Raw genomic sequence first — 24919 nt, forward strand, 5'->3', positions numbered from 1 at the left:
AAGGGTGCGTGCAAGCGCGCCCTTGGAATACTGGATCAAATCTACTTCGGGTAACCGGTAATATCCCGAATCTTCTGATACAACGGCTGCAATTGCGGGTACATGCGCAGGTACACCTCGGAATATAGCCTTTCGTAGAGATCGCGTGCTTCAGGGTTGGGGTGAAACACATCCCCAACTCGGGTCATGGCAGCAACTGCAGTTTCAAAATCCGGGTGTAAACCAAGCCCAACGGCTGCATCTATGGCCGCTCCCAACCCTGAGGTTTCATAGGTGTGAGGGCGCTCGGCGGGTAGGCCGAATACGTCTGCCGTAAGCTGCATGGCGGCGTCGCTCTGGGAGCCGCCGCCCGCTACTCGAAGCTTGGTTATCTTGATGCCACTGCGCTTTTCGATTTTCTCTTTGCCTTCCCTCAGCGCGTATGCCAAGCCTTCCAGAATTGCCCTGTAGATATGAGAGCGGGTGTGTACGTCACCAAAACCGATAATAGAGCCTTTGGCTTCTGGCCCAGGCTGGCGGACGCCAGGCGACCAATAGGGCTGCAACATCAATCCCATGGAACCCGCAGGTACGGATTGAACCAGCTCATCAAACAGTTCTTCAGGCTCTATGCCGCGCTTTTCAGCAATTTCCCTTTCCCGCAAACCGAATTCCCGTTTGAACCAGCTCACCATCCAGAAGCCACGATATATCATGACTTCTGTGGAGTAGTGGCCAGGCCGTGCAGAAGGATAGGGCGGCATCAGTTTAACCGGCTCCACATACCTCTTATTTGTCGCATTGATGGTGGCCGTTGTGCCGTAGCTCATGCAGCCAATATCCGGAGTCAGGCCACCGGAGCCAAGAATCTCACAGGCCTTATCGGAAGCTGCAGCAATCACCGGTAAGCCTTGCCGGAGACCCAGATGGACGGCTGCCTCTGACGTGAGATGGCCCAGGGTAGCGCCGGGACTTACGAGGTCTGGTAGCATGGATCTTTTAACGGGCATGGTGCCCCACTTAAAGTCCCGCTTGGAAGCCCATTGGTGTTTTTTATAATCAAATGGCAGGTAGCCCACTTGGCTGCCAGTAGAATCCCGAAACTCGCCGGTTAAGCGGTAATTCAAGTAACCGGACAACAGAAGAAAGTGCCGGGTTTTTTTCCAGACTTCCGGTTGATTCTGGGATATCCAGTTAGCCTGCGTGTTTTCGCGGAAGCGTTTGACTGTGTCTTCAAGTCGCGCCAGTTTAAAGACCCATCCCCAGAGGCCTTTAATCGGGCCATCAACCCTGGCATGGCGCTGATCCAACCAGATAATCGCCGGGCGTAGCGGTTTGCCATGCTCATCCAGGTTAATCACCGTGCCACGCTGTGTGGTGACAGAAATCCCAACAATTCTGTCTGGGGATACGTCGGTGGATGACCAAAGCTCAACGCAGGCTTTGCCCAGGCTTTGCCAGAAATACTCAGGGTGCTGCTCTGCCCAACCAGGCTGTTCGGAGAAGTATGGCTCTATCTCTTGCCGGCCCTTGGCAATCAGATTGCCCTTGGTGTCGAAGAGCAGTGCGCGAACGCTTTGAGTGCCGTTATCAATGGCCAGAATTAACGGGTCAGACTGCATGCTTTTGCTCCGAGCACTCTGGAAGGGAGTGGGCTTCACCCCAAAGCGCAAGATATCTCGCTTCTTCGGCATGCCACTGGTCGTCATCCCAGTTAAGAGCGCTTTGGCAATGTAGCTTCAGGGCGGGTAGCAGTGCCTTGCCACCTTCGGGAACGATCAGCCCAAGCCGGGTGCGGCGCAGCATAAGATCATCCAGGTGTTTTACGTCTTCCTGCGAACACGCCCATGTAACCTCGGCCCAGAGCAGATCACCTGGGACTGAGGCAGAACCACTATTGTTGCCAACAGGCGTAAGCGGGCCGCACTGAAGCACAGAGGCCAGATCCGCGCCGTAAAAGCCGGTAAGGCGCTGCCAATTCTGATGGCTAATGCTGTCTGGCTTTGGCGGTGCAAGTGTTGGCCTGAATACCGGGTCTTTCTCTGCGCGCAATGGTTCGTCGCTGCCCAAGCCCCGGGTAAGAGCTTCTCTTGCTATGAGGCGAAAGGTAGTGAGCTTGCCGCCGGCGATACTGATTAAGCCTTTATCTTCGCGGAACTCGTGCTCGCGACTTTCTTTGGAAGGGGCTTTCGATGGCCCATTTGCGCCAGCCACCTTAGGCGTGTCTGTAACCACGGGCCTAACGCCTGCCCAAGTGGAGAGCACGTCATTTGCGGAGACAGCCGCACCCGGGAAAAGCCTGTTTGAAATGCGTAACAGATAGTCGACTTCGTTCGCTGCAATGCGCGGTTCGTTATCCAAGCTTTGTTTGTGGTCGAGATCTGTGGTTCCGAGCACGGTAGTGCCCGCCCACGGGAAGACAAAAACAGGGCGTTTGTCATCCGGATGGAGCAGGGAAACAGTGCAGGAAACGGGTAGGGTGCTCCAGGGGAGTACTAAATGGCTGCCGCGAAGGGGCCGAATCGTCATCGGCTGTTCGCCGTTGTCCGGTTGCTGCAGTCGATCAGCCCAAACACCGGTGGCATTAATAACTAAAGACGTATCAACAGTGAAGGTATTTGCATCGTCTTCTGCTTGCAGTTCGAGCCCGCTGACTTTTCCATCGGCGCGAAGTACCCGCACGGCCTTAACGTAGTTGAGGCACCAGGCGCCGTCCTGGCGGGCTTCTGAAATCACTCGCTGTACAAGCCTGGCGTCGTCTGTGACTGCGTCGGTAAAGCCGCTGGCGCCGGTCAGCTTTTGCATATTCAGGCCGGGTACCCATTGCATGGTTTCGCCCGGTGTCAGCAACTGACGGGATTTGGAGCGGGCTATCCAATCGTAAACGCGGAGCAGAATCTGAAACAGCCGGGGCCCGGGAAACTGGCGCTGAAAGTGGGGCATGATAAAGCGCAGCGGGTCTATCAATCCCGGCGCTTCTGTCATCAACCGCTGGCGCTCGGTTACCGCATCGCGAGTCAGGCCGTATTGGCCGCTGCCAAGATACCGCAGGCCACCGTGAACCATTTTCGAGGATCGGCTGGAGGTCCCCCAGGCAAAATCTTTTTGCTCAACCAACAGGGTTTTCAGCCCACTGCCGGCAGCTTCCCGTGCTATGCCCGCGCCTGTTATACCGCCCCCAATCACAACAACATCAAAGGCTTGGGGGCTACTCTTAAGTTTGCTTAGCAAGGCGTCTCGACGGTTCATCGGGGGCGCTCCGCTCATTCGATCAAGGTTTTCGGGTTGAGCATACCTTCGGGGTCGAAGGTGTTGCACAGTGACCGAATTGCCAGCATTCCAAGCTCGCCTTTTTCAATCGGCAGGAAGGGCGCGTGGTCTTTGCCAACCCCGTGTTGATGGCTGATGGTGCCGCGATTGCGCACGATCAAATCAGACGTGGTGTTTTTCAGATGTTTCCAACGGGCCAGAGTTTCATCGTAGCTGTCTGCAACCCGGAACACATAGGTTGTGTAAATGCTGCATCCTTGACCATAAAAGTGCGACAGGTGAGTGAATACATGAGCCTGTTCGTTTTTGCTTTCTTCGCGGGTCTGCAAACTGGTGCGAAGGTTGTTTTCCATCAGGCCGAGCAGGTTGTCTACATTATCCCAGTCGGTGGCGGTTTCAAGGGTGTCTACGGCATAGCCAAGCTGCCATAGGGCCTCGCGGAGGTAGGGCATCGTGAAGCGCTTTTCGGCCCATTTCTTACCAAGCCGGGTGCCGGTGTAAACACCTTTGTACTCGGAGCAGATGCGCTTTGCTTCCTGCTTGGCGCTGGCGCACTGATGTTTGCTGCCGGTCAGCCCGAAGGTCATCATGCATTTGCCTTCAGCGGAGCCCTTTAGGGAAAGTACCTTTTCTAACATGCCAATAAGGTGTGGGTGCCCGGCCAATGCCAGTTGGGTTTCGGTTTCTATGGCGTTGCTAAGGCGGAGCATGGACAGCTGAATGCGATTTTGAACCAGTTTTCGGCACGCGGTGCGCGCTTTATCCCAATCTGGAAAGAACACAACGTGAAAGCTTTCCTTCTCCGCCAGACGGCTCACACGAACCTTCACTTCGGTGATCAGCCCAATCCGGCCCTCAGAGCCAAGAATCATCTCGCGAATGTCAGGACCAGCGCTCGAGGCCGGTATGGTGGGGATGTCCAGTGTGCCTTTTAGCGTTTCAACTCTGGCACCAGCAAATAGTTGTTCGATTCGGCCGTAACGGAGAGATTGCTGGCCGCTTGAGCGGGTGGCCACCCAACCGCCTACAGTTGAAAGTTCAAACGACTGAGGAAAGTGACCAAGAGTGTAGCCGTGAGCACGCAGTTGGGATTCGACCAGGGGGCCCGGAGTGCCAGCGCCAAAGGTTGCAACCTGGCTTTCGCGATCAAGATCCATGAGGCGGTTCATGCCGCCCATGTCTACCGTGAGTACAGGCTTGTCGCCAGCCAACGGGTTGATGTGTCCGGCAACGCTCGTACCACCACCGTAGGGGATAACGTCGACTTTGTTGGCTTGTGCATAGTCGAGCAGCTTCTGTACGTCGAGACTGCTTTCAGGGCGGGCAACGCCATCGGGGAAAACCTTGAAATCGCCACTGCGCATGGCTAGCCAGTCATCAAGGCTTTGGCCGCGGGAATAGCGCACTCGGGTTTCAGGGGTAGTGTCGATCAGAGAATCAACGGTGGTGTCAGCCGGCAGGCGTGAGCCCGGAACCTTAGCGCAGACAGATTCCAGGGTGGCTTCGCTAAGAGGTTTGCTCGCCCCTATGCGCTCCGAAAGAAAGCCCTGACCCTGTGCGGGAAGCTCCAGATTGAATTGCTCATCGCCCCAACCGTTCCAACGTCGCATCAACATACACTCCGGTTATCAATTGAATGACGTTCATTCTATCGATTTATCCAACGCGCACACTGTCCCATAGCGACATTGGTTGTGTCATTTGCCGACATGAGTGCTAATACTAGCCGTTAGTGCGGAGGCGCTCCCGTAGCTGCTCAAGGCGTTTGCGGATTTCTTCACGGCGAGGCTGGTCATTTCCCGGGGGTGTTGCAGAAGTAGGCTGACTGGTGATGTTCGGTGTTCGGCTTGGTGGCTCAGATTGCTCGAGGTCATCTACGCCGGCAGAGAAGGTTATGCCTGAACGATCATCCGGTTCCGGAAAATACAGGTTTTCCAGCTTTCCGCCGCGATCAAGAACCACACGGTTCGGATGTACAGAGCGAAGCTTGGCATTGCCGGGCAGTTCATCGCCTACCAGAAAGACCTCTGTTTTGCTTTTGTCGTCTTCTATCAGTGCGCTACCGGGGAACTCGCCGTCGGCTGCCAGTACGCCGCGGAGAAAAATCCTGAGGTTGGTTTCTGGTAAATCCTCTGTGTTTTCCTCAATTGAGGCTTCGCCGACCTGGGCTGTACCAAAAATTTCCAAAGAGGCAAGCGGCAGCTTGGGCGTCTCGCGCTTCTCTGGCAGTGGTTGTGATGCAGCAGACGTGTCCTGAGAGGGTTGGTGGCTTTGCGTTTGCCAGAAACCATACCCCTGCCATGCAGTAGCGCCGAACATGGCCAATCCTGCGACGATAGCCAGAGCGATGGGAACCTTTGGATCTATAGAGAGCATTGATTGTCCTGAAGGCACGTTCGCAAGCTGCCAAAATCGTTGATCATGAAAAGACTGGCTAATAAACACTGCTGTGAAAATAACGAAAGTACCACAGGTTATCAGAATACCGTCTTTTATTGGGAGTATAGTGTACAGGGTTATTCAGCAGGCCTATATCCTGTGGTAGCCTTCTCTAATCCTATAAAACAGAAAGGGTTTCAGAGTGTGCGCATGCTCACAAAACCCTGAATGCCTGATAGCAACGAGGACAACCTTGACCACAGAAACCGAACTTCAGCCGCAGGATGCTCCGCTGGGTCGTCTGCCTTTCACCTTTGCCAAGCGCAACGGCGTGATTCTGACTCGTTCAGAAGAGGGTAACCCGGTTATTCTGGTCAGGCCTGGTGCTCCTCACTCAGCATTGGCAGAAGCAAACCGCATCAGCGGCGGGCGCGCCCGGTTCACTACTATCGATCCGAATCATTTTGATCATGCATTGAACGCCGCCTATCAGAACGACTCTGCCGAAGCCATGCAAATGGTAGAGGGGATTGGCGATGATATGGATTTGGCGTCACTTGCTGATTCGGTTCCAGAAACGGAAGACCTTCTGGAGCAAGAAGACGACGCACCGATCATTCGTCTGATTAACGCCATTCTGACGGAAGCCGTAAAAACCAGCGCCTCGGATGTGCACATTGAAACCTATGAAAAACGCCTGGTTGTGCGGTTTCGTGTAGATGGCGTATTGCGGGAGGTTGTCCAACCAAAACGGGCGCTGGCACCCTTGCTGGTCTCCCGGATCAAAGTTATGGCAAAGCTGGATATCGCGGAAAAGCGTGTACCTCAAGACGGTCGAATTGCTCTAAGGGTAGCGGGCCGTGAAGTGGATATTCGGGTATCCACGATGCCCTCATCCAGTGGTGAGCGGGTTGTGTTGCGACTGCTGGATAAGCAGGCAGGCGCCATACACCTTGAGTCCCTGGGCATGGCCCCGGACGATTTGAAAATCCTGCGTAAGCTGATTCACCGGCCATATGGCATATTGCTTGTTACAGGGCCGACGGGCTCCGGTAAATCGACAACCCTGTATGCCTCATTGCAGGAAATAAACGACCGTAGCCGCAATATCCTGACGGTCGAAGACCCCATTGAGTACAACCTTCCAGGCATAGGCCAAACCCAGGTCAACCCGAAGGTTGAGATGACCTTTGCGCGGGGCTTGCGTGCAATCCTGCGTCAGGATCCTGACGTGGTGATGATTGGTGAAATACGGGATCTTGAAACCGCTGAAATTGCCGTTCAGGCCAGTCTCACAGGCCACCTTGTATTGTCTACTCTGCACACGAATACTGCGGTGGGCGCCATTACCCGCCTGATGGATATGGGCATTGAGCCGTTCCTGATTTCATCGAGCCTGGTTGGAATTGTCGCTCAGCGCCTGGTAAGAGTCTTGTGTAAAGAGTGTCGCGAAGCTTACACACCAACCGAAGAACATTGTGCCTTTCTGCAGCAGGATTTTTTGAAGCCGCCAACCATATACCGGGCGAAGGGATGTGACGAGTGTAACCACTTGGGTTACCGCGGGCGGATTGGTATATATGAAGTGGTAGAAGTAACCGAGGAGATCAGCGCTTTGATTCACAAGCGTGCAGGTGAGTTGGATCTGGAGCGTGTAGCCCGCATTAAAGGGCCGAGTATCCACTCAGATGGTGTCCGGAAGATACTTGAGGGAGTGACCACGGTGGAAGAGGTGCTCCGTGTAACGCACCGGGGCCAGTAAGCCATGCCCGCCTACGAATACAAAGCCCTCGATACTCGGGGAAAACAGAAGCAAGGTGTTATCGAAGCGGATGCACCTCGCGCCGTGCGTCAGAAACTCAGAGAAAAAGGCCTAACCCCACTCGCCGTTGAACCAGCCGTTCAGAAACGCACCCCCAGCAACCCATTAAGTGCTGGAGGCTCGTTAGCGGCTGCCGATCTTGCATTGATCACACGCCAATTGGCAACGTTAATCCAGTCCGGCATTCCTATTGAGCAGGCGCTGTCTGCAACGGCTCAGCAAACGGCAAAACCACGTATCCGCAGCATGCTCATCGCTATTCGTGCCAAGGTTATGGAAGGCTACACGCTGGCGGATAGCCTTGGAGAATTCCCGAAAGCCTTTCCGCGGCTCTATCGCTCTACCGTAGCCGCGGGAGAGCATGCAGGGCACCTGGATCTGGTTCTTAACCGGTTGGCGGATTACACCGAAAACCGACAGGAAGCACGCCAGAAAATCCAGTTGGCTGCCATCTACCCAATTATTCTTAGTTTCGTTGCAATTGCCATTGTGGTGTTCCTGTTGACGTATGTAGTGCCGGATATCATCGACGTGTTCCTCAAACAGGGCCAAGAACTGCCTGCACTCACTCAGGCGATGTTGGCCATGTCGGAATTTCTAACCAGTTACGGTGTCTATGTCTTTATTCTGTTGGTGATCGCCTTTATGGCATTCCGCTTTGCACTGACAAAACCGGCGTTCCGGATGCGCTTTCATAAGCGCCTGCTGCACTTGCCGTTGTTTTCCGGAATGGTGCGGGGCGTAAATACTGCCCGGTATGCCAGCACGCTTAGCATATTAACAACCAGCGGTGTGCCTCTGGTAGATGCCATGAGAATTGCGGGCGAGGTGCTTTCGAATGACTACTTGCGCCAACAACTTAAAGAGGCTGCGCGTAAAGTGAGTGAGGGCGGCTCCTTGCACCGGGCTCTGGATCAGTCAGGCTATTTCCCGCCGATGATGCTGCACATGATTGCAAGCGGGGAAGCAAGCGGTGAGTTAGACAGCATGTTGGAGCGCACCGCCAATATGCAGGAAAACGCACTGCAATCTAAAATTGCCGCCATCGTTGGGCTTTTTGAGCCCATGATGCTGTTGATTATGGGGGTGGTTGTTCTGATTATTGTGATGGCTATCATGCTGCCCATACTGAACATGAGCAATCTGGTGGGTTAACGCCATATAAGCCAACTTTTAAAGCCAACAAAGAGTGATGTAAATACAATGAAACAACTGAATAAACTGAAATCCAGCCGGGGCTTCACCCTTATCGAGATCATGGTCGTCATGGTTATTCTTGGCCTGTTGGTGGCCGTTGTGGCGCCGAACATTATGGGCCGGAGTGATCAGGCGAAAGTAACCATTGCGGAAACCCAGCTGAAGAACCTTGCCGGAGCGTTGGACATGTACCGGTTGGACAACAGCCATTATCCCTCTACACAGCAGGGCCTGGATGCATTGGTATCTCGCCCGAGCGGCAGCCCCGAACCCAAAAACTGGAACCCTGATGGCTATATGAAAAGTGTTCCCAGCGACCCTTGGGGCAACGAATTTCAGTACGTAAGCCCTGGCCGGGATGGCGCCTACGACCTCTATTCCAAGGGCTCTGATGGGCAGGATGGCGGTGACGGCGATGCTGCAGACATCAGCGTATCGAATATCGGCAATTAATTGATGAGGCGCGCAGAGCCAGTACACAACAGCAACGGGTTTACGCTGATTGAAATACTTGTTGTCCTGGTTCTGGTGGGCCTGCTTGCGGCTCTCGCTGTCTTTACCATGGGTGGTAACTCCCAGCAGCGCGAGCTTAAGAATGAAGTGCGGGAACTGTATCTGCTAATGCAGACTGCATCAGAGCAGGCTGTGCTGAATAATCTGGAGCTGGGCTTGCTCTTTGAAGAGAACGGGTATCAGTTTGTTGCGTTTCAGGATGATTCCGGGGACTGGAAAGCCACCGGAGAACGTATATTCAGGGCCAGGGATTTCCCGGACTGGTTGGTTGCGACCCAGTTCATTGAGAGTGACACGCCGAGGCTTGCGTCCGTTGAAGATAAATTAAGGCCTGATCTGGTGTTTTTCTCCAGTGGCGAAACCACACCTTTTGAGCTTGAGTTCACGATTGGCAGCCAGACAGATTACACCCATATTTTGGCATCTGATGGCATCTCGCCCATTAATTGGCGCAAACCCGGCGATGAGGCAGGCGGCTGATGAGGCCCAAGAATCCGGCAAGATTCGCTAAATCCGGAAAAGGCTTCACACTTATTGAAGTGATGATAGCGTTGTTGGTGTTTGGCCTTATCGCAACCGCCTCAGCAGAGGTGGCCAGTCAGTACATCTCCAGTTATGAACGTATCCGGGACAAAACCTTTGCGGGATGGCTTGCTGACAATCGTATGAATGAAATTCGGTTGGATAAAAACCTGCCAGGCATATCCGAGAACTCTAAAGACAAAGATTACGGCCCTCACCGTTGGCAAGTGACTACGAAAGTCATTGCGACCGCCGAACCTAAAATGCGCCGTGTAGAAGTTGAAGTAGCTCGCTACCGGGACGGCAGCTCAAAATCTTACCCAGTACACACGCTCTCTGCCTTCGTAGGTCAAAAATGAGGGAGATTAAGGGCCAGCGGGGATTTACGCTTCTTGAAGTGATGGTCGCCATAAGTATCACTGCGGTTATCGGTATCGGCGTTTGGCAAGTTTTAAATAATGTGATCGCCTCCAGAGACCGGGTTGATGAGCTTGCCGAAAGCTTTGATGGGCTGCAGCGGGCGATGCTTCTTATGGAACGGGATATCACGCAGATTGTTAATCGATCCGCACGGGACATCTATGGTGATTTCAAGCCGGCATTAACGAGCCGTGAAGATGATTTTTCTCTAATGTTAACCCGGCAAGGCTGGCGCAATCCCCTCGGGATAAGGCGCAGTAGTTTGCAGCGGGTTGGCTGGGAATATACAGGTAGTGAACTGCGGCGGCGTTACTGGCCAACTGTGGACCAGGGTCAGGAGGACAACAGCCAGGACCTCATGCTTCTGGATGGTGTTACCGCCTTTGATTTGCGGTTTATGAACGATCAGAACAGTTGGCAACCGGAATGGCCGCCGGAACAAGCCATGGCTTCGTTGAGCCCCGGTACACGTCCTGAAATAGCCTTTCCTCTGGCGATAGAAATTACGCTCGAGCATGAACGCTTTGGTGAAATCGTACGAACCTTTGTACTACCCGACTTTGATCTCGAAGGTGCTCAAGGCCTGCTAGACCAGCTGAAGCAAGCAAGCAACAAAGCGGCTGAAGAGGAAGGCTCTGGTGCATCGGGGCAGGGGGGGTAAGATGACATGACTCTACACTCCCATGATCATGGCCCGAATAAGCAGCAGGGTGTCGCGCTGATTATGGTTTTGCTCGCCATGGCTCTGGTGGTCATGCTCGCTTCCGGTATGAGCCAACAACAAAACGTACGGGTATTCAAAGCGGGCCATTATTTAGCTCAGCAACAAGGCCAGAGTATTGCCTTGGGCACAGAAGCCTTTGCCAGCCAGATTCTGGTAAGGGATTTTGAGCAGGATAAAGAAGACAATCTGATGGTCGACAGCCTGGATGAGTTCTGGGCTAAAAACGCCGCCATTCTGCCCTTGGACAACAACGGAGTTGCTGAAGTACAGATAGACGATTTGGGCGGGCGCATCAACCTGAACGATCTGGTCATTGGCAAAGGACAGGTGGATCCGATAACAAAAGATCGCCTTACCCGTTTGTTGGTTGCTCTCGGCATTACAGGAATCTCGGTTGATACCTTGGTTGATTGGGTAGATTCAGACGATCAGACAATCAGCGCCTACGGCGCAGAAGACGGCCAGTACCTTATGGCAGAACCTGGTTACCGGGCTGCGAATCAGCCTTTTGTGAGCGTGTCTGAACTCCGGCTGATAGAAGGTATGACTGAAGAAATTTATGTCGCATTGCGCCCCCACGTTACCGCCTTGCCGGTGAGCGGGTTGGGTATCAATGTGAACACAGCAACGGCTGAAGTATTGATGTCGCTGTATGATGAATTGTCGTCGGCGCAAGCTGCGTCTATTGTTGAAAAGCGAGAGGAAAAGCGGTTCGAAAATCTTCAGGATTTTCTGGCACTCCCTGAGCTTGCTGCATCTGGCCTGAAGCCCGTAGGCCTGGGGTTGCAAACCCGCTTTTTTGAAGTTGTTTCACGGATTACCTACGATAACCGTGTTGTAAATATGGTAAGTACAGTTTTCCGTAATCAGGAAGGTGACGTTCGGGCGGTTCACAGGGATACCGGACAAAAAAATCGAATTACTAAAGAACCCTTTACCATCTCGGAAGGATAACCATGTCTTACCGCCTTTACGTGCGACCACTGACGCCCTTTGAGGATTCCAGCCAAAACCCGGACGAGCGGCTCTTCAACTGGGTGCTTTACGATGCCGGTGGCGATGCCCAAGCACAGGGTAGCGGTGATGTTCGTAATACCATCGAACAAACACTGAGTCAGAACGGGCTTGATGATGTCTTGCTTATCGGTCTTATTCCAGGTGATGAAGCCCTGTTCTGCGTAGCTGACATTCCTGCCAAGCAAAGCCGGTTCATCAACCAGGCGCTACCTTATGCGGTTGAAGAACAGATAGCCCAGGATATCGACAGTGTCCATCTGGCTCTTGGCTTGCACACGCACGAAGGGTACAGGGTTGCGGCGATTGATCGGGATAGAATGGCACAATGGCTGGAACTGTACCGAGGCTGGCTGCATACCAGGCTTGACGCCATCTACCCGGATGCCGCATTACTCCCGGTTACTGAAGAAGGGTGGTCTATTTGCCTTGATGGTGAGTCTGCGATGATGGCCAGCTTCCGGGGCGAGTGGTTGAGCATGCAGTCCGCCAACCTTGGGATGTTTGCACACACCCTGGCGCTGCCACCCTCCGAGGATGTGGTTGCTGAAGTCCCAGTGGTCATCTACGGCACGGAAACCGAGTTTGACGAACAGCAGGCTGTGCTTGGCGAGCTAATGGCCCCTGGACGACTGACTGTGCGCCGGGAATCACTGGAACTGATGCCACTGGAGTTGTTGGCCCACGCTCACCACCATCACTTGTGCCGCCCCATCAATCTATGCCAACGAGACTTCTCGGTAAAAGGTGGTAAGGCAAGCCCGTTGAAGCCCTGGAAACCGCTGATCGCGGTCGCGGCGGTATGGTTTGTTGTGCAGTTGGCGTTGGAAGCCGGAATGGGCTTCTATTATCAGAAACAAGCGGAGGATATGCGACAGCAGGCTATGTCGGTCTATCGGAGTGCATTTCCTCAGGATCGAAGAACCCATGCAGGCAATGTAAAGCGGGTCATTGAAGGACAGCTTCGCATGGCGGGTTCAGATGGCCCTGATGCAGATTTTGTAACCCTGATGAAATACACGGGACAGCAATATTCGAATGTTGCAGGCACCGGCACAGTAACGTTTAATTCCATTAATTACAGCCAGTCTCGCGGGGAATTGGTGGTGGATGTTCGGGCAGATAGCTACGACCGTCTTAGCGCTCTACGAAACGGCCTTGCTGATCAGGGACTTGATGCCAAAATCGGCTCAGTGGTTAACGAATCCAGCGGCGCCCGTGGCCGCCTGACAGTATCTGGAGGTTAAGGCTATGCTGACGAAGCTGAAAGAACAGCCTGCAGTCGGGAAGTTAATTGCGCAATATGACCAGCTTCCCAAGCGCGATCAGCAGGCACTTGTGGTTCTGGCGATAGCAGTGTTTTTGGGTATTCTCTATTTTGCAGTTTGGAGCCCGATCACGGGTTTTCATGATAAGGCTGAAGCCAGTAAAGAAAATGCGTCAGAGTTGGTAGCCTGGATACAGGCAAATGAGCCTGTCATCCGCCGCATGGGCAGCAGAGGTAGTGGGCCAGCAACTACATCAGCAGATCGCCCAGCCGATGGACGGGCGCTGATGGGTTTGGTTACCCGTTCCGCAAGGGACTCCGGCCTCACGTTGCAACGCTTCGAACCTAGCGGTGACAGTGCCATCCGTGTTTGGCTGGAATCCGCTCGTTATTCAGACGTTGCAGCATGGCTTGAAATGCTGAATGGTAAGCATGGAGTTGTGATTGACCAGGCTGCGTTGGATCGTGGTGACGAACCAGGCAGGGTGTCTGTTCGCCTGACATTGGCAATCTGATTCTGACCAACAGGGTTCCGGGGCGGTCTCGCCGGACAGAGACAGGAGCGAAAACATGAGTAACGATAATAAAAACGAGTCGGATCCGGTTATTGTTCGGTTGGATGTCAGTGCTTTGAATGAAGCCAGATCGATTTTGTATGATGCCTACCGGGACGAGCCCACATTTCAGTACCTGTTTAACCATCGCAAACCGGGTTATAAGCAACGGGTTCGGGCAACCGTACGGGAGTTGGTTGATTTGTATTTTGATCTCAATCAGGAATCCGTAGGCGTGATGGTTAATGATACGCTGGTGGCCGTGGCGTTTATTGGCGACCCGGATTTGCGGTTGAACCTTGCGAATCAGTTCAGCTGGAGAATTCGCATGGTGCTGACAGCAGGTTTTGCCTCCACTCGCCGATACCTGCACTATCACGAACGGATACGTGCGATTTTGCCACAGCCACTGGCGCATCAGTTGCCATTAATGGGTGTAAATCCAAAGTACCAGAATCGTGGTTACGGGCGGCTTTTGCTACAAGCTGTTCAACGGCTTTGCGCAGAGAACCCTCGTGTGACAGGCCTGGTCCTCGACACGGGAAATAGCCGTTACCTGCCATTTTATGAATCTGAAGGCTTTCGCAGCCTTGGGAAAATTCGTGTTGGTGGTTTTGAGGATCACATACTGTTCCGCGAGATTCACCCGGAAGCCAAGGCGGCCGCCAACCAAAATTAACGCTGTAACAAGCAACAGGAGACACCGTGTCTGACAGCTTGGATTATGATCTGATTGTGATTGGTGCCGGTTCCGGCGGCGTGCGTCTTGCGCGTATGTCTGCCGGGCGTGGCGCGCGGGTTGCCGTAGTTGAATCCCGCTATCTTGGAGGCACCTGCGTTAACGTCGGTTGTGTACCTAAAAAGCTGTTTGTTTACGGGGCTCACGTTCACGACGAGCTGGAAGACGCAGCAGGTTATGGCTGGGACATACCCATGGACGGTGTCAGTTTTGACTGGCCGACACTTGTTGCCAACAAGAATGCTGAAATAGAAAGGCTTAACGGTATTTATGGCCGCCTGCTTGAGAACGCTGGCGTTACCATTATTGAAGGCACGGCATCCATTAAGGATCCGAATACGATTGTGGTAGGTGAAAAGGAATATACAACCAGGCACATAACCGTTGCGACGGGCAGCTGGCCAATTGTGCCCGATATTCCTGGCAAGGAAAGTATTCTTACATCGAATGACATGTTCTATTTGCCGCAATTACCCAAACAGGCTGTTGTTTGGGGCGGCGGTTACATTGCCGTTGAATTCGCAGGTATTCTTGCGGGTCTTGGTGTGGAAACAACGCTGCTGTATCGGGGAGATTTGTTCCTTCGCGGCTTCGACAGCGATGTGCGCAAATTTACCGAGCAAGAAATGCGCAAAAAAGGTATTCGGCTCGAGTTTGGCGTAACTATTGAGACTGTTGAACCCGAAAACTCCCATTACCGGGTTAAACTCAGTAATGGCGAGATCATGGAGACAGGGCTTGTGATGGCCGCAACGGGCAGAAGGGCGCTGGTTGATGGTTTGGGCTTGACCGAGCTCGGCATCGAACTCAATGCCTCAGGGCATGTGGTGGTAGACGATTATTTTCAAACCTCAGTGCCCTCAATAACCGCCCTGGGGGATGTGATCGGCACGCCACAGTTAACGCCGGTAGCGCTTGCACAGGCTATGGTGCTGTCGCGAAGGATGTTTGGGGATGGCGAAGGTGAAATGGACTACACCGCGATTCCTACCGCAGTTTTCTGCCAGCCAAATATTGGCACGGTGGGCTTAACAGAGGAAGAGGCGCGCGAAGCAGGGCATACCCTGAGAATCTACCGCTCTGAGTTCAGGCCCATGAAATACACACTCAGTGGTCGCGATGAACGCTGCCTGATGAAGCTCGTAGTTGATGACGCTACAGATCGGGTTCTGGGTGCCCACATGGTGGGGGCAGATGCTGGTGAAATCACTCAGGGGCTTGCCGTAGCCATCAAAGCCGGAGCAACCAAAGCGCAGTTTGATGCGACAATTGGCATACACCCAACCTCAGCAGAAGAATTCGTCACCATGCGGGAGCCTGTGGCCTGAAAAATACCCCGAGTCCAGGGACGGGCTCAAATCCAGAACATCTTCTCGCTCTACTCACGAGAGTGTTACCCAACGCTCCAGGACTTCCCGAAGATTTTCCTTTCGCACAGGTTTGGACAGGTAGTCGTCCATGCCACTTTCATGACAGTTTTGCTCCGTACCGGGCAATACATCTGCGGTCAGTGCAATCACGGGGGTTCTATCCACACCATTGGCTGTTTCCCACTCCCGGATATAACGTGTTGTTTCGTAGCCATCCATTACGGGCATCTGGCAATCCATGAGGATGACATCAAAGCCTTGATGACTGGCACGAACTTTTTCCAAAGCTTCCTGCCCATTAGTGACAGCTTCAGTGTGAAATCCAAGGCGGTTTAGCAGTGCCACTGCAACCCTCTGGTTTACCAAATTGTCCTCAATGACCAGTGCACGTTTGGAGAGAGGCACCTCAACAAGGAGAGAGGATTCAGATTCATCAGGCAAGATAGCAGTGGAGGCGAGCTCCAGGGGTAATTCAAAGCGGAACGATGAACCTTCTCCATGTAGTGAATCCACCTGAATATGGCCTCCGAGAAGCTCCACCAGTCTTTGAACCAGAGACAGCCCGATACCGGCACCGCCGAAGCTTCGGGCATCGCCACCCTCGATTTGTTGAAAGGTGCTGAATATATCGGTCACCCGGTGGGGGGGGATGCCGCTGCCAGAATCGCTGACGGAGCAGTTAATAATGATGCAGCCGTCTTCTACCCCAAAGCATCCAACCTGTACGTTAACAAACCCGTCATTAGTGAATTTGATCGCGTTATCAAGCAGGCAGGCGAGAATCTGGCGGATCCGGGGCGCATCCCCTTTTACCATTGGCGTTGTGGGCCAATCACCGTAAAAGTTAAGGGTCAGAGCTAGCCCCTGTTCCTCTGCCATATGGCGATACGACGCAACGCAGTTCGTAATAAGCGAGTGCAAATTGAAAGGCTGATGGTCCAACATGATACTGCCGCTGTCCATGTAGGAGTAATCCAGAATATCGCTGATAACGGTCAAGAGGTCGTCCGTTGACTGGCGTGCGGTCTTTAAATAATCGCGCTGCCTCGGACTCAAATTCTCTTCCTGGACCAGATCAATCATACCGAGGACTCCATTTAGCGGAGTACGAAGTTCGTGGCTCATGGTTGCCAAAAATTCTGATTTGGCGTGGCTTGCCATTTCGGCCTTTTCCCGCGCATGCTCGGAAATAGCCAGTGTCTGATCTCTCGAAGCTTTAAGTGACTCAAGGTGGTCAGCCAGTTGGTTCAATTGCTGTTCAATCGCAACCAATTCCCGGGAGTTTTTACGTTTGTTCACTTTGCTCACCCGATAATCGCCCTCGATAAGGCGGTTGATGCGCCCTGAAAGCTCAGTAATCGGGGAGAGAATCGTATTCAACGAGTGCTTGATAATCAAAATGGTGAATAGCAGTAACGATAGCCCTATGGTTAAAGAGGACCAGAGAATATCGTTTCGCCGTTCAGTGAGCGCCTTGTCACTCACACCGACCATAACGGTACCGACCCTCAGCGCTCCGGAACTGAGACCAAACTCAGGCTCGAACCACAGGCTTTGGCGATCTGTTTCAAACTCCAGGGGCTTCTGCAGTATCTCTGCCTGAAAAATCGCAAATTCAGCCTCCGCTTCTGTGACGAGGCTATCGCTAGCGTAGGCCGCACCAATCTCTTCGCCGGTAACGTCCTCTACACGAATCCAGTCTGCTCTGCTGTGCCGAATGGACTGGGAAAGTATTTCCTGCAGCGCCAGAGTGTTGCCGGATACAACGGCGTACTCCAAAGAAGGAGCCAAGGTGTCAGCCAGTAGCTGGTTGTTGTCGGCGAGGTCGCGCCTGGCATCATCCAGGCGCGCAGAGGTAAAGAACCCCATGAGCGTAATGAACATCACGACTGAAGGGAGCGCACCGAGCAGTAATAGCTTGCGAGCCAAAGGCGTGTTGGTGGACTGCTCATTCATCGACTTGTCCTCCATGTTCTTTTAGGCGCAGCTCGACGTTTCGGATGATCTGCTCCGGAGTCGCCAACGGTATATTCAATGAACGAGCAACCTGTTCGTTGATTTCAACTCGGAACTGGGGCGGATAACCCGGGTGCGGAAACTCGCCACTTTCAAAGAACGACTGCAGGTAGTCCTGTGCCATCTCAACCATGGCGGGAAAGGGGGCGTAGCCCGAAGCAAGGGAGCCTGCTTTTACATAAGCCTGGCTAGGGCCTATCACAATTCTGTTTCTGCGATAAGCCGTGAGAAGAACGTGTTTAATGGTTCTGGGGTTGTAAATGGTGTTATCTGGTGCGGCCAGTAAGAAGTCGCCGTAGCTCAGTGCTCTGTTGAGTGTCGGGATGAGCTGTTTGTCACCGTCCACTACAAAAAGCTGGGCTTCGAGCTGGTAGGCTTGAAGTTGGTCAATAAGCTCATCGTAGACTTCTGCAGTGCCTGAGGTGGCCATCAAGGCGATTCGTGTTGCTTGCGGAAGGATGGCCTTTCCAATCAAGGCTTGCCTGAGAAGTGTGGCACCGTGGTAGATACCCGAAATATGCCCTGATGACCGGCTGGCGAAACCCTCAAGGAAATCCGGCTCTACCAGTAGCGCTAGTACCGGTGCTTCCCGATTGATTTGCCTTATCCGTGAAAACGCACCCGGGCCCAGAGTGACGATGGGGCCGTCATTCGCCTGGACTGCTTGTACGTCGGAGATAAGAACGAGATTATTCTGTCCTTCGAGTGCGCGCTCAAGGAGACTTTGAATATGGTGATCCAGAGCGAGATTTCCGGAGCCGGCCAGATACACAGGTGGATAGTTGGTGTCCTGCGCCAGGGAAGCAGGGGATACAGCCAGAATAGCGAACGCCAACAAAGTTCGAAGCAATGCGGCTGCAGCCAGGGATTTTACCGCCTGCATCGCTTCTCGCCTTATCAAGCACCCCTTGTTTTTCATACCATCCCAGGCCTGAAACAATCCCTGATTTACGATCAGAAACGGATGCCCGCTTCTACGAAGAGTTGATTTTGATCTGCAATAATATTTGACCGGCTCATATCCGGCTCATCGTTTATGTAGTGCTGCATGGTGAGCGCAAGTTCAGCTGAATAGCGTGGCTGAAAGATTCGTTTTGCGAGACGGAAGTCGATGCGCTCAAACCGTGAGTTCCGAAATTTGTCTGCCCAGTAGTATGCCGTAGAACCCCTGATGCCAAATGGAAGGTCCTGGATGAGTGCCAGGCTACCTGAATGTCGTGTCGACATGCGACCAAGCAAATCAACCGTGTACTCCTCCCGGCCGGGGTCAGAGTTACCATTTTCATCAAGTATGGGTGACCCAGTGTACCGACCATGCTGTTCCAGATAGCCATAGCTAGCTCTGAACGTGGTCCCCGGGAACTCAACGGAGGCCTCAATCTCAAGGCCCTCCTGGTCGAGCGCAACGTTGTTATCTATGGTCCAGTCCTTGAACTGAATAACGCCGCTGATCATGTCCCGAAGCTCATCCTTGAATAATCGAACCTCCAGAGACAGTTGACCTGTATCCATAGGAAACAGACCGAAGTAACTGATTTCCCTTGAGGTAATGGTTTCTTCCTTGAGCGTTTCCCCAAGAGTTACATAAGATAAGTGCCTCCAAACAGCAGGACTCTCAATCCGATACCCTTCATAGCCGGCATACTGTGCAGGCTCAACATTCTTCAGTGTATATCCATAATCCGGATTTTGCTCAAATCCATCAGGGGTGCGGACGGCCTTCGAGTACACAAACCGGAGCGCATGGTTATTCCCCAGAGTAAAGTTCGCCGCAACACGGGGTGAAAAATAGCCCTCATCTGTTGTTGTTGTGCGTTCCCAGTTGCCACCACCATTCAAAGTGAGCCAGGAAATAGGCGTGTACTCAAGGTTCCCGAACACACGGGATTGGTGATTGTTACCTCTACCGTTGAAATAGGTTTCTGAGCGATAGGTGTCTTCGCGGAAGCCAACGCCTGTGACCAGCTTCAGATCGTCATTGAACAAAATCGTATCCTGAAGCTCTAACTCAAGCCTGGAGTCTTCCGAATCTGCGTTAACATCAGCGGTCAGCGGAGTTCCTCCACCGGCAAAACACACGCTTTTGTTCAAATGAAGCAGTGTTCCATTTGCCAGGCAATTCACTGCTGCTTCTGGTATCTCAATAGGCCATCTTTGCCTGCGATCAAAGTTTTCAAAACTCACTTGAATGTGGAAGAAGTGTTGTTCTGAAGGGATGAAATTTAGCTGGGTTTGCAGGTAATAATCCCTGAGATCGATGTCTGGGTGACCAACGGCTTCCAGCTCTCCGCTTCTATCTTTGTCTTGTTGGTTTATACCGTCCACAACACCCATTCGGATATCGGCGTTGAACCCGGAGTTAACCTTCAGGCGGGAGGAATAATCGAATGAATTGATATTATGGCTGTCATGGAAGGGCTCAGGGTCAGCCCCTCCGCTCTGGTAATCAAACCCACCAAATTTGCGCTTCTCAAAGGCTAGTCGCCAGTCGTAACTGTCATTGGCATCACCAACGGAGGCAAACGTGCGGATATAGTTTCTTGAACCACGAACAACCCGTACCTCTGCGCCAGACGTGTCAGCGGGGTTTCGCGTAATAATGTTGATGGTGCCCAGAAAAGCATTGATGCCGTAGGCAGCCGAGTTGGGGCCTCTGCTTACTTCTATACGCTCAATGAGTTCTAATGGCACCGGCATGGTTTGCCAGTCCATATCTGACAAGGTTGCCCGGTGAGCCGTGCGGCCATCGACCAACACTTGCATCCTTCGTTGCTCATAATGCACGGTACCGTGATATGTAGTAACCGGTGAGTTGCTTCCGACTTCAGCCACAACCATGCCGGGAACCAGCCGAAACACCTCAACAAGGTTCATAATGCCAAGGTCCCGGATCATTTCGCCTTCAATGACGGTCGTGGTTCCAGGAACCCGTGTTTTGGGCTGTCTGAGCCGGGTAGTGGTTAGAACTTCTGGTAGCTCGTCATTAAACCCATAGAACCCGATAGGTTGAGCGTCATCAGCGGGCGATTGTGCTGCGGCAGGCATTGAGCCGAATAATATGGATGCCGCCAAAGCCGTTACCGCAATGTTTGTGCAGTGTAATGTTGGACGACGAAAAGCGATTTTGCCGAAATTCGTAACGAACATAGGTGTCGTTCTATAATCTGCCGAGTGAATAGGTGTAACGTTTGCTTTTATGTTTTTTGCTATCGTATTTGACTACACACTATTTGTCTCTCCTAAAAATGTTAAGAGTTGATAGGTTTTCAATATGCCTGATAAGAGTTTGAGCGAAGTTGATCGCGATCTTGACGCCTCGGAAGGGCAGGTTGTTCGTGAGGTTGTGATCCAGATCAAGGCGCTTTTGAATGATCCCGGCCGAAGCAGGGATGTGGGCATATGGAAGGCCATCCTTCGTGAGCCCCCTGCTGATCAGGTGCTGTTGCGCCAGGAGCTTGGCAGGCAACTGGAGCCGCAGCTTCGGCCTATGGCTGAGAATGGCAGTTTTCCACCCCCGGTAGTTATCTTTCTGGCGGAGTGGTTTGAATGGCAAAGCCTTCAGGAAGTCGCAGCTCTGGAAGAGGAGCGCCGATATCCAGACCCTGATCCCGACCCGTCGCGGGAGTCTTTAGATGACGATTCACCGCAAATGGTTAACTTTTGGCCGGCCGTCATAGGCTGGATTATCGGGCTTGTGATCCTCGCTACGATTTTCGGTGGTATGGGTGGCGGCTGATTGCCGCCTCTCATACCTCCTGATCACTGGGTGCTGACTGCGACTCTGCGATTTTTTCTCGATATCTCTTGGCCAATATTGCGCCAAGAATAACTTGAACCTGGTTGTAGCACATAATTGGTAACACGATCATTCCAAAACCCGGGTGCCCGGAAAACAGCACTTTTGCCATGGGTAGACCCGACGCCAGACTCTTTTTCGAACCGCAGAAAACCACTGCAGCTTCATCCTCCAGACTGAATCCGAATCGCCGCACCAGGAAACGCGCAAAAAACATAAAAAGGGCGAGTAGCGCGATACACAGCAGTATGGTGAGAACTATGGCTTTGACCGGCAGATTCTGCCAAAGACCACTTTCTACGGAATGGGAGAAGGCGGAGTACACGATCAACCAGATCACGCATTTATCGTAGCGTGCCATCAAGTGTTCGTTCCGACCCAGAAATCCTCCCAATACAGGGCGCATGGCGTGGCCGACAGCAAAAGGTAGCAGTAGCTGTAATACGATATCTTTAAGAGCGTCACCCACCGCAAAATCCCCACTGCCCGCAGAGCTCACCAGCAAGAGTAGCAGGAAGGGCGTCAGCATCATTCCGAATACGTTCGATGCCGCGGCGCTGCATATCGCCGCAGGTACGTTACCGCGGGCCAAAGCTGTGTACGCAATGGATGAAGAGACAGCAGACGGCAATACGCCCAGATACAGGAATCCAAGCCCCAAATCGGCAGGCATCCAGGAGGGTGCGATGCTGTTCATGCCATTTATGGGGAGCACGACAAGTGGGAAGAAACCGAACGTAAGCGCCGTAATAAGTATGTGCACCCGCCAGTGAGAAGCTCCGGCAACAATTTGCTCCCGGGAAAGGGCTGCACCATGGAAAAAGAAGAGCAGGGCGACCGCGACGGTTCCCGCAGTTGCCAGTAGTTCCCCAATACTGCCTGTGGCCGGCAAAAACGAGGCGAGGGCAACGGCGCCCAGTAACATAATAGTAAAGGTGTCTGGCCGGAACTTCATGGTCAGGCGTCTCTCTTTCTTGAGGCTTGAAGGCTAGGGGAGAGGAGTGATCGAGCGAGCTTTTCCGCTTTTTCTGAATCCTGACGACGAACGGCCGCAAGAAGCAGTTCATGATCTTCCTGGGTTGGCTCCGGCAGGTCGGCATCAAGCTCAGTGCGCTCGATGGTTTGGGTTATGGCGTGGGAAAAGTAGTCGTAAAGCTCCGAGAGCGCCGAATTATGGGACGCGGCTACGAGAGCGTGGTGGAATGCTTCATCGTGACGAATACGCGCTTGCATGTCCGAATCAGCCTTACCCCTGGCATCAAGAGCCGTGGTCATGGCGCGAATATCCTGGTCGGTGCGCCGTTGCGCCGCCAGCTTTGCAGCTTCGGTTTCCAGCATAATCCTGACTTCAAGTTGATCTGTGAGCTGGGTACGGGCAATCCGCTTAAGGGTTTCCCCGGCATCCCGGGTGGCCCTCACATAGGTGCCGTCTCCCTGCCGGGTTTCAAGCATCCCTACGTGGGCAAGTACTCGCACCGCTTCGCGCACGGTGTTGCGACTAACACCAAGGGCCTCCGACAGTTCAGCTTCTACCGGAAGCCTGTCTCCAACCAACCATTGCTTGGTTTCTATCGCGTGCCTCAGGCTTTCTATGGCGGTTTCTACCAAGGAACCTTTTTGAATCTTCTTAAGCATTGTAGATCATCCGTTCAGCTGATCATCGAATCATCCTATGAATTGTTTGGCGATGCAAGTTCATTGATAAAAAATCGAGAATGCAAAAAGCCAGGCATTACCTGGCTACTTTGAAGAAATGATAGTCTGCTTGGGGTAGCGCCATTTTCCCCAGGGAGAACTACTCGTGGGTTGCGTTCAGCAAATCCGGCTTTTTCAGAGATTTCTGGAATAAATCCTTATCCTCAGCAATTGCCATGGCGCACTTTTCCGCCAGATCGTCGCCAAGCCCCTCTACCTTGCGGGCCAGGTATACCTGAATCTCTTCTGCCAGCTCCAACACCTTATCTCTGGCATCGGCATCCGCTTTCGATGTGAAAAGCATGGTCTCAGGATTTTTTAATGCCATATCCAGGCCGTCCCTATCGGAAAAATAGACTGCTTGTACCGCCATGGTCATTCCTCGCAGTGAATGTCTGATTTACTGTATAGGCATACAGTGTATCCGACTTACCCGGGAAATACACTCAATCGGGAGCTAAGCAGCTCGTTTATTCACGCTCTTCGGGGTGATCGGCACATGCTTTTGGATAAAGTGGCTCAAACAATGGCTTCAAGCCTTTCGCGTCATCAACAAAAAGCTGGAGGTGTGGGAAGGGTATTTCGATGCCAGCTTCATCAAGGGTCTCTTTAATCTGCTCCAGCACTTCGGCCATGATGCCCGGCTGAACATCCAGATTGTCTGGTGTAATCCATATTTTTACTTCGAGGTCGACGGATGAATCGCTTAGATTTTTAAGCACTACCCGTGGTTCCATGCCCGGTGATTGCAGTACTTCCGGGTGCCCCAAAAGCACCGGCATAATGATATCTCTTGCGGCTTTGGCAGACTCTTTGTAAGCAATACCGACAGGGATGTTCAGTCTTGTGGCACCTTCTGCGCTGTAATTCACAATCTCTGACGACGCCACGCTATCATTGGGAATCATCGTGAAAATGTTATCGCGAGTCCGCAGCCACGTGGTGCGCAAAGCAATCTTCACCACCTTGCCATCCTGACCATTAATCGTAACCCAGTCGCCAATTCGAAACGGCCGCTCAATCAGCAAGGTGATACCAGCGATGAAGTTTGAGAGCGTCGACTGAGCCGCGAACCCTACGGCTATGCCCACAATGCCCAAGCCGGCCACAATCGACAGCAGATCAAACCCGAATTGAGCAAGAATGGTAACCACCGCAAAGGTCGCCATTACAACAGAAAGCACATTGCCCGCTAACTGTTGGATGGATGCATCCAGTTGGTTGCGGCGCAAGGTTTCGGCGGTCAGGCGACGGACAACTAACCACGCTACGTAGAACCCCAGCGCTAACAAGCCCGCTCTGGCAACTGCTTTCAGAAACTCTATGCCAGCTCCAAATTGCGCCAGTATTATCAGAAGGGCGCCAAGGCCGGTCAGATAACGCAAACCACTTCTGCCGTGCCTGAACATCGGGCTATCAACATTGCGCTTTCCGGCTACCAATCGGCAAAGCCCAATGACCACCAGGTAAACACCCAAAAACAAAACCAAATACAGAATCGAAATCACGACTTGGCTGAGCACGTAGGCGCCAACTTCACGCCAAGCGACCTCATGGCCGCCAAAAGCGTCGAGTGTATCTCCCAGGTTTTTCTTTAATTGCTCAACTACGGCTGTCGTGAATTCGACCATCATTGCTGTCC

The 24919-nt window shown here is 52.8% G+C and carries 23 protein-coding genes; 12 read left to right on the forward strand and 11 right to left on the reverse strand.

Annotated elements, in window-relative coordinates; all coding sequences use genetic code 11:
- Window positions 1-41: 41 nt before the first annotated feature.
- The 4 genes from RG807_RS08340 to RG807_RS08355 all read right to left on the reverse strand — a co-directional run bounded on the left by RG807_RS08340 (window position 42) and on the right by RG807_RS08355 (window position 5625).
- Window positions 42-1601, reverse strand: coding sequence for an FGGY-family carbohydrate kinase (locus RG807_RS08340; protein WP_309044478.1), 1560 nt, complete (start codon window positions 1599-1601; stop codon window positions 42-44).
- Window positions 1591-3228, reverse strand: a complete 1638-nt coding sequence (locus RG807_RS08345) for a glycerol-3-phosphate dehydrogenase/oxidase (protein WP_309044479.1) — start codon at window positions 3226-3228, stop codon at window positions 1591-1593. The genes RG807_RS08340 and RG807_RS08345 overlap by 11 nt, the downstream gene beginning before the upstream one ends.
- A 14-nt stretch (window positions 3229-3242) precedes the next feature.
- Complete coding sequence (locus RG807_RS08350; RefSeq protein ID WP_309044480.1) at window positions 3243-4859, reverse strand: FAD-binding oxidoreductase; 1617 nt, start codon at window positions 4857-4859, stop codon at window positions 3243-3245.
- Between the two features lie 112 nt (window positions 4860-4971).
- Complete coding sequence (locus RG807_RS08355) at window positions 4972-5625, reverse strand: type II secretion system protein N (RefSeq protein ID WP_309044481.1); 654 nt, start codon at window positions 5623-5625, stop codon at window positions 4972-4974.
- A 256-nt stretch (window positions 5626-5881) separates the two neighbouring features.
- On the opposite strand from RG807_RS08355, the gene gspE reads away from it, so the two are divergent.
- From gspE to gorA, 11 genes are read left to right on the forward strand one after another with little or no spacing between them, the layout of a single operon-like run.
- Window positions 5882-7390, forward strand: coding sequence for a type II secretion system ATPase GspE (gene gspE, locus RG807_RS08360; RefSeq protein WP_309044482.1), 1509 nt, complete (start codon window positions 5882-5884; stop codon window positions 7388-7390).
- A 3-nt stretch (window positions 7391-7393) separates the two neighbouring features.
- Entirely contained in the window at window positions 7394-8605 is a 1212-nt protein-coding gene (gspF, locus tag RG807_RS08365) for a type II secretion system inner membrane protein GspF (RefSeq protein WP_309044483.1), read from the forward strand.
- A gap of 48 nt (window positions 8606-8653) precedes the next feature.
- The gene (gspG, locus tag RG807_RS08370; protein WP_298447057.1) at window positions 8654-9100 is read left to right on the forward strand and encodes a type II secretion system major pseudopilin GspG; all 447 of its coding nucleotides are present in this window, start codon (window positions 8654-8656) and stop codon (window positions 9098-9100) included.
- Between the two features lie 3 nt (window positions 9101-9103).
- Complete coding sequence (gspH, locus tag RG807_RS08375) at window positions 9104-9640, forward strand: type II secretion system minor pseudopilin GspH (protein WP_309044484.1); 537 nt, start codon at window positions 9104-9106, stop codon at window positions 9638-9640.
- Window positions 9640-10041, forward strand: a complete 402-nt coding sequence (gene gspI, locus RG807_RS08380) for a type II secretion system minor pseudopilin GspI (RefSeq protein WP_309044485.1) — start codon at window positions 9640-9642, stop codon at window positions 10039-10041. Before gspH ends, gspI begins: the two co-directional genes overlap by 1 nt.
- Entirely contained in the window at window positions 10038-10763 is a 726-nt protein-coding gene (gene gspJ / locus RG807_RS08385; RefSeq protein ID WP_309044486.1) for a type II secretion system minor pseudopilin GspJ, read from the forward strand. The genes gspI and gspJ overlap by 4 nt, the downstream gene beginning before the upstream one ends.
- A gap of 6 nt (window positions 10764-10769) precedes the next feature.
- A complete protein-coding gene (gene gspK, locus RG807_RS08390) occupies window positions 10770-11780 on the forward strand; it encodes a type II secretion system minor pseudopilin GspK (protein ID WP_309044487.1) in 1011 nt (336 codons plus the stop codon).
- A 2-nt stretch (window positions 11781-11782) separates the two neighbouring features.
- Complete coding sequence (gene gspL / locus RG807_RS08395) at window positions 11783-13087, forward strand: type II secretion system protein GspL (RefSeq protein ID WP_309044488.1); 1305 nt, start codon at window positions 11783-11785, stop codon at window positions 13085-13087.
- Between the two features lie 4 nt (window positions 13088-13091).
- Window positions 13092-13622, forward strand: coding sequence for a type II secretion system protein M (locus RG807_RS08400; RefSeq protein WP_309044489.1), 531 nt, complete (start codon window positions 13092-13094; stop codon window positions 13620-13622).
- A gap of 55 nt (window positions 13623-13677) precedes the next feature.
- Window positions 13678-14340 (forward strand): GNAT family N-acetyltransferase, encoded by a 663-nt coding sequence (locus tag RG807_RS08405; protein ID WP_309044490.1) that lies wholly within the window; start codon window positions 13678-13680, stop codon window positions 14338-14340.
- Between the two features lie 26 nt (window positions 14341-14366).
- On the forward strand, window positions 14367-15728 hold the full coding sequence (gene gorA, locus RG807_RS08410; protein WP_309044491.1) for a glutathione-disulfide reductase: 1362 nt from the start codon (window positions 14367-14369) through the stop codon (window positions 15726-15728).
- 54 nt (window positions 15729-15782) lie between these two features.
- Here gorA and RG807_RS08415 read toward each other — a convergent pair whose 3' ends face one another.
- The 3 genes from RG807_RS08415 to RG807_RS08425 form a co-directional block, all read right to left on the reverse strand.
- Entirely contained in the window at window positions 15783-17726 is a 1944-nt protein-coding gene (locus RG807_RS08415; RefSeq protein WP_309044492.1) for an ATP-binding protein, read from the reverse strand.
- Window positions 17719-18669 (reverse strand): ABC transporter substrate-binding protein, encoded by a 951-nt coding sequence (locus tag RG807_RS08420; RefSeq protein WP_309044493.1) that lies wholly within the window; start codon window positions 18667-18669, stop codon window positions 17719-17721. Before RG807_RS08420 ends, RG807_RS08415 begins: the two co-directional genes overlap by 8 nt.
- Before the next feature lie 71 nt (window positions 18670-18740).
- Window positions 18741-20858, reverse strand: coding sequence for a TonB-dependent receptor plug domain-containing protein (locus RG807_RS08425; protein ID WP_309044494.1), 2118 nt, complete (start codon window positions 20856-20858; stop codon window positions 18741-18743).
- 199 nt (window positions 20859-21057) lie between these two features.
- On the opposite strand from RG807_RS08425, the gene RG807_RS08430 reads away from it, so the two are divergent.
- Window positions 21058-21522, forward strand: coding sequence for a hypothetical protein (locus RG807_RS08430; protein WP_309044495.1), 465 nt, complete (start codon window positions 21058-21060; stop codon window positions 21520-21522).
- A gap of 10 nt (window positions 21523-21532) precedes the next feature.
- On the opposite strand, the gene RG807_RS08435 is transcribed toward RG807_RS08430, so the two are convergent.
- The 4 genes from RG807_RS08435 to RG807_RS08450 all read right to left on the reverse strand — a co-directional run bounded on the left by RG807_RS08435 (window position 21533) and on the right by RG807_RS08450 (window position 24911).
- Entirely contained in the window at window positions 21533-22537 is a 1005-nt protein-coding gene (locus RG807_RS08435; RefSeq protein WP_309044496.1) for a bile acid:sodium symporter family protein, read from the reverse strand.
- A 2-nt stretch (window positions 22538-22539) separates the two neighbouring features.
- Window positions 22540-23217 carry a FadR/GntR family transcriptional regulator gene (locus RG807_RS08440; RefSeq protein WP_309044497.1) on the reverse strand — a complete coding sequence of 226 codons (678 nt, stop codon included), beginning with the start codon at window positions 23215-23217 and terminating at the stop codon, window positions 22540-22542.
- A 160-nt stretch (window positions 23218-23377) separates the two neighbouring features.
- Entirely contained in the window at window positions 23378-23650 is a 273-nt protein-coding gene (locus RG807_RS08445; RefSeq protein WP_309044498.1) for a YebG family protein, read from the reverse strand.
- 97 nt (window positions 23651-23747) lie between these two features.
- Window positions 23748-24911 (reverse strand): mechanosensitive ion channel family protein, encoded by a 1164-nt coding sequence (locus RG807_RS08450; protein ID WP_309044499.1) that lies wholly within the window; start codon window positions 24909-24911, stop codon window positions 23748-23750.
- Window positions 24912-24919 lie beyond the last annotated feature (8 nt).

The organism is Marinobacter sediminicola (assembly GCF_031157525.1).
Taxonomy (GTDB): Bacteria; Pseudomonadota; Gammaproteobacteria; order Pseudomonadales; family Oleiphilaceae; genus Marinobacter; species Marinobacter sediminicola.

What these genes read in the sequence shown, in the direction of transcription:
- RG807_RS08340 (WP_309044478.1), bottom strand. Translation starts at nt 1,601, where the DNA reads ATGCAGTCTGACCCGTTAATTCTGGCCATTGATAACGGCACTCAAAGC.
- RG807_RS08345 (WP_309044479.1), bottom strand. Translation starts at nt 3,228, where the DNA reads ATGAACCGTCGAGACGCCTTGCTAAGCAAACTTAAGAGTAGCCCCCAA.
- RG807_RS08350 (WP_309044480.1), bottom strand. Translation starts at nt 4,859, where the DNA reads ATGCGACGTTGGAACGGTTGGGGCGATGAGCAATTCAATCTGGAGCTT.
- RG807_RS08355 (WP_309044481.1), bottom strand. Translation starts at nt 5,625, where the DNA reads ATGCTCTCTATAGATCCAAAGGTTCCCATCGCTCTGGCTATCGTCGCA.
- gspF (WP_309044483.1), top strand. Translation starts at nt 7,394, where the DNA reads ATGCCCGCCTACGAATACAAAGCCCTCGATACTCGGGGAAAACAGAAG.
- gspG (WP_298447057.1), top strand. Translation starts at nt 8,654, where the DNA reads ATGAAACAACTGAATAAACTGAAATCCAGCCGGGGCTTCACCCTTATC.
- gspH (WP_309044484.1), top strand. Translation starts at nt 9,104, where the DNA reads ATGAGGCGCGCAGAGCCAGTACACAACAGCAACGGGTTTACGCTGATT.
- gspI (WP_309044485.1), top strand. Translation starts at nt 9,640, where the DNA reads ATGAGGCCCAAGAATCCGGCAAGATTCGCTAAATCCGGAAAAGGCTTC.
- gspJ (WP_309044486.1), top strand. Translation starts at nt 10,038, where the DNA reads ATGAGGGAGATTAAGGGCCAGCGGGGATTTACGCTTCTTGAAGTGATG.
- gspK (WP_309044487.1), top strand. Translation starts at nt 10,770, where the DNA reads ATGACTCTACACTCCCATGATCATGGCCCGAATAAGCAGCAGGGTGTC.
- gspL (WP_309044488.1), top strand. Translation starts at nt 11,783, where the DNA reads ATGTCTTACCGCCTTTACGTGCGACCACTGACGCCCTTTGAGGATTCC.
- RG807_RS08400 (WP_309044489.1), top strand. Translation starts at nt 13,092, where the DNA reads ATGCTGACGAAGCTGAAAGAACAGCCTGCAGTCGGGAAGTTAATTGCG.
- RG807_RS08405 (WP_309044490.1), top strand. Translation starts at nt 13,678, where the DNA reads ATGAGTAACGATAATAAAAACGAGTCGGATCCGGTTATTGTTCGGTTG.
- RG807_RS08415 (WP_309044492.1), bottom strand. Translation starts at nt 17,726, where the DNA reads ATGAATGAGCAGTCCACCAACACGCCTTTGGCTCGCAAGCTATTACTG.
- RG807_RS08420 (WP_309044493.1), bottom strand. Translation starts at nt 18,669, where the DNA reads ATGCAGGCGGTAAAATCCCTGGCTGCAGCCGCATTGCTTCGAACTTTG.
- RG807_RS08430 (WP_309044495.1), top strand. Translation starts at nt 21,058, where the DNA reads ATGCCTGATAAGAGTTTGAGCGAAGTTGATCGCGATCTTGACGCCTCG.
- RG807_RS08435 (WP_309044496.1), bottom strand. Translation starts at nt 22,537, where the DNA reads ATGAAGTTCCGGCCAGACACCTTTACTATTATGTTACTGGGCGCCGTT.
- RG807_RS08440 (WP_309044497.1), bottom strand. Translation starts at nt 23,217, where the DNA reads ATGCTTAAGAAGATTCAAAAAGGTTCCTTGGTAGAAACCGCCATAGAA.
- RG807_RS08445 (WP_309044498.1), bottom strand. Translation starts at nt 23,650, where the DNA reads ATGGCGGTACAAGCAGTCTATTTTTCCGATAGGGACGGCCTGGATATG.
- RG807_RS08450 (WP_309044499.1), bottom strand. Translation starts at nt 24,911, where the DNA reads ATGATGGTCGAATTCACGACAGCCGTAGTTGAGCAATTAAAGAAAAAC.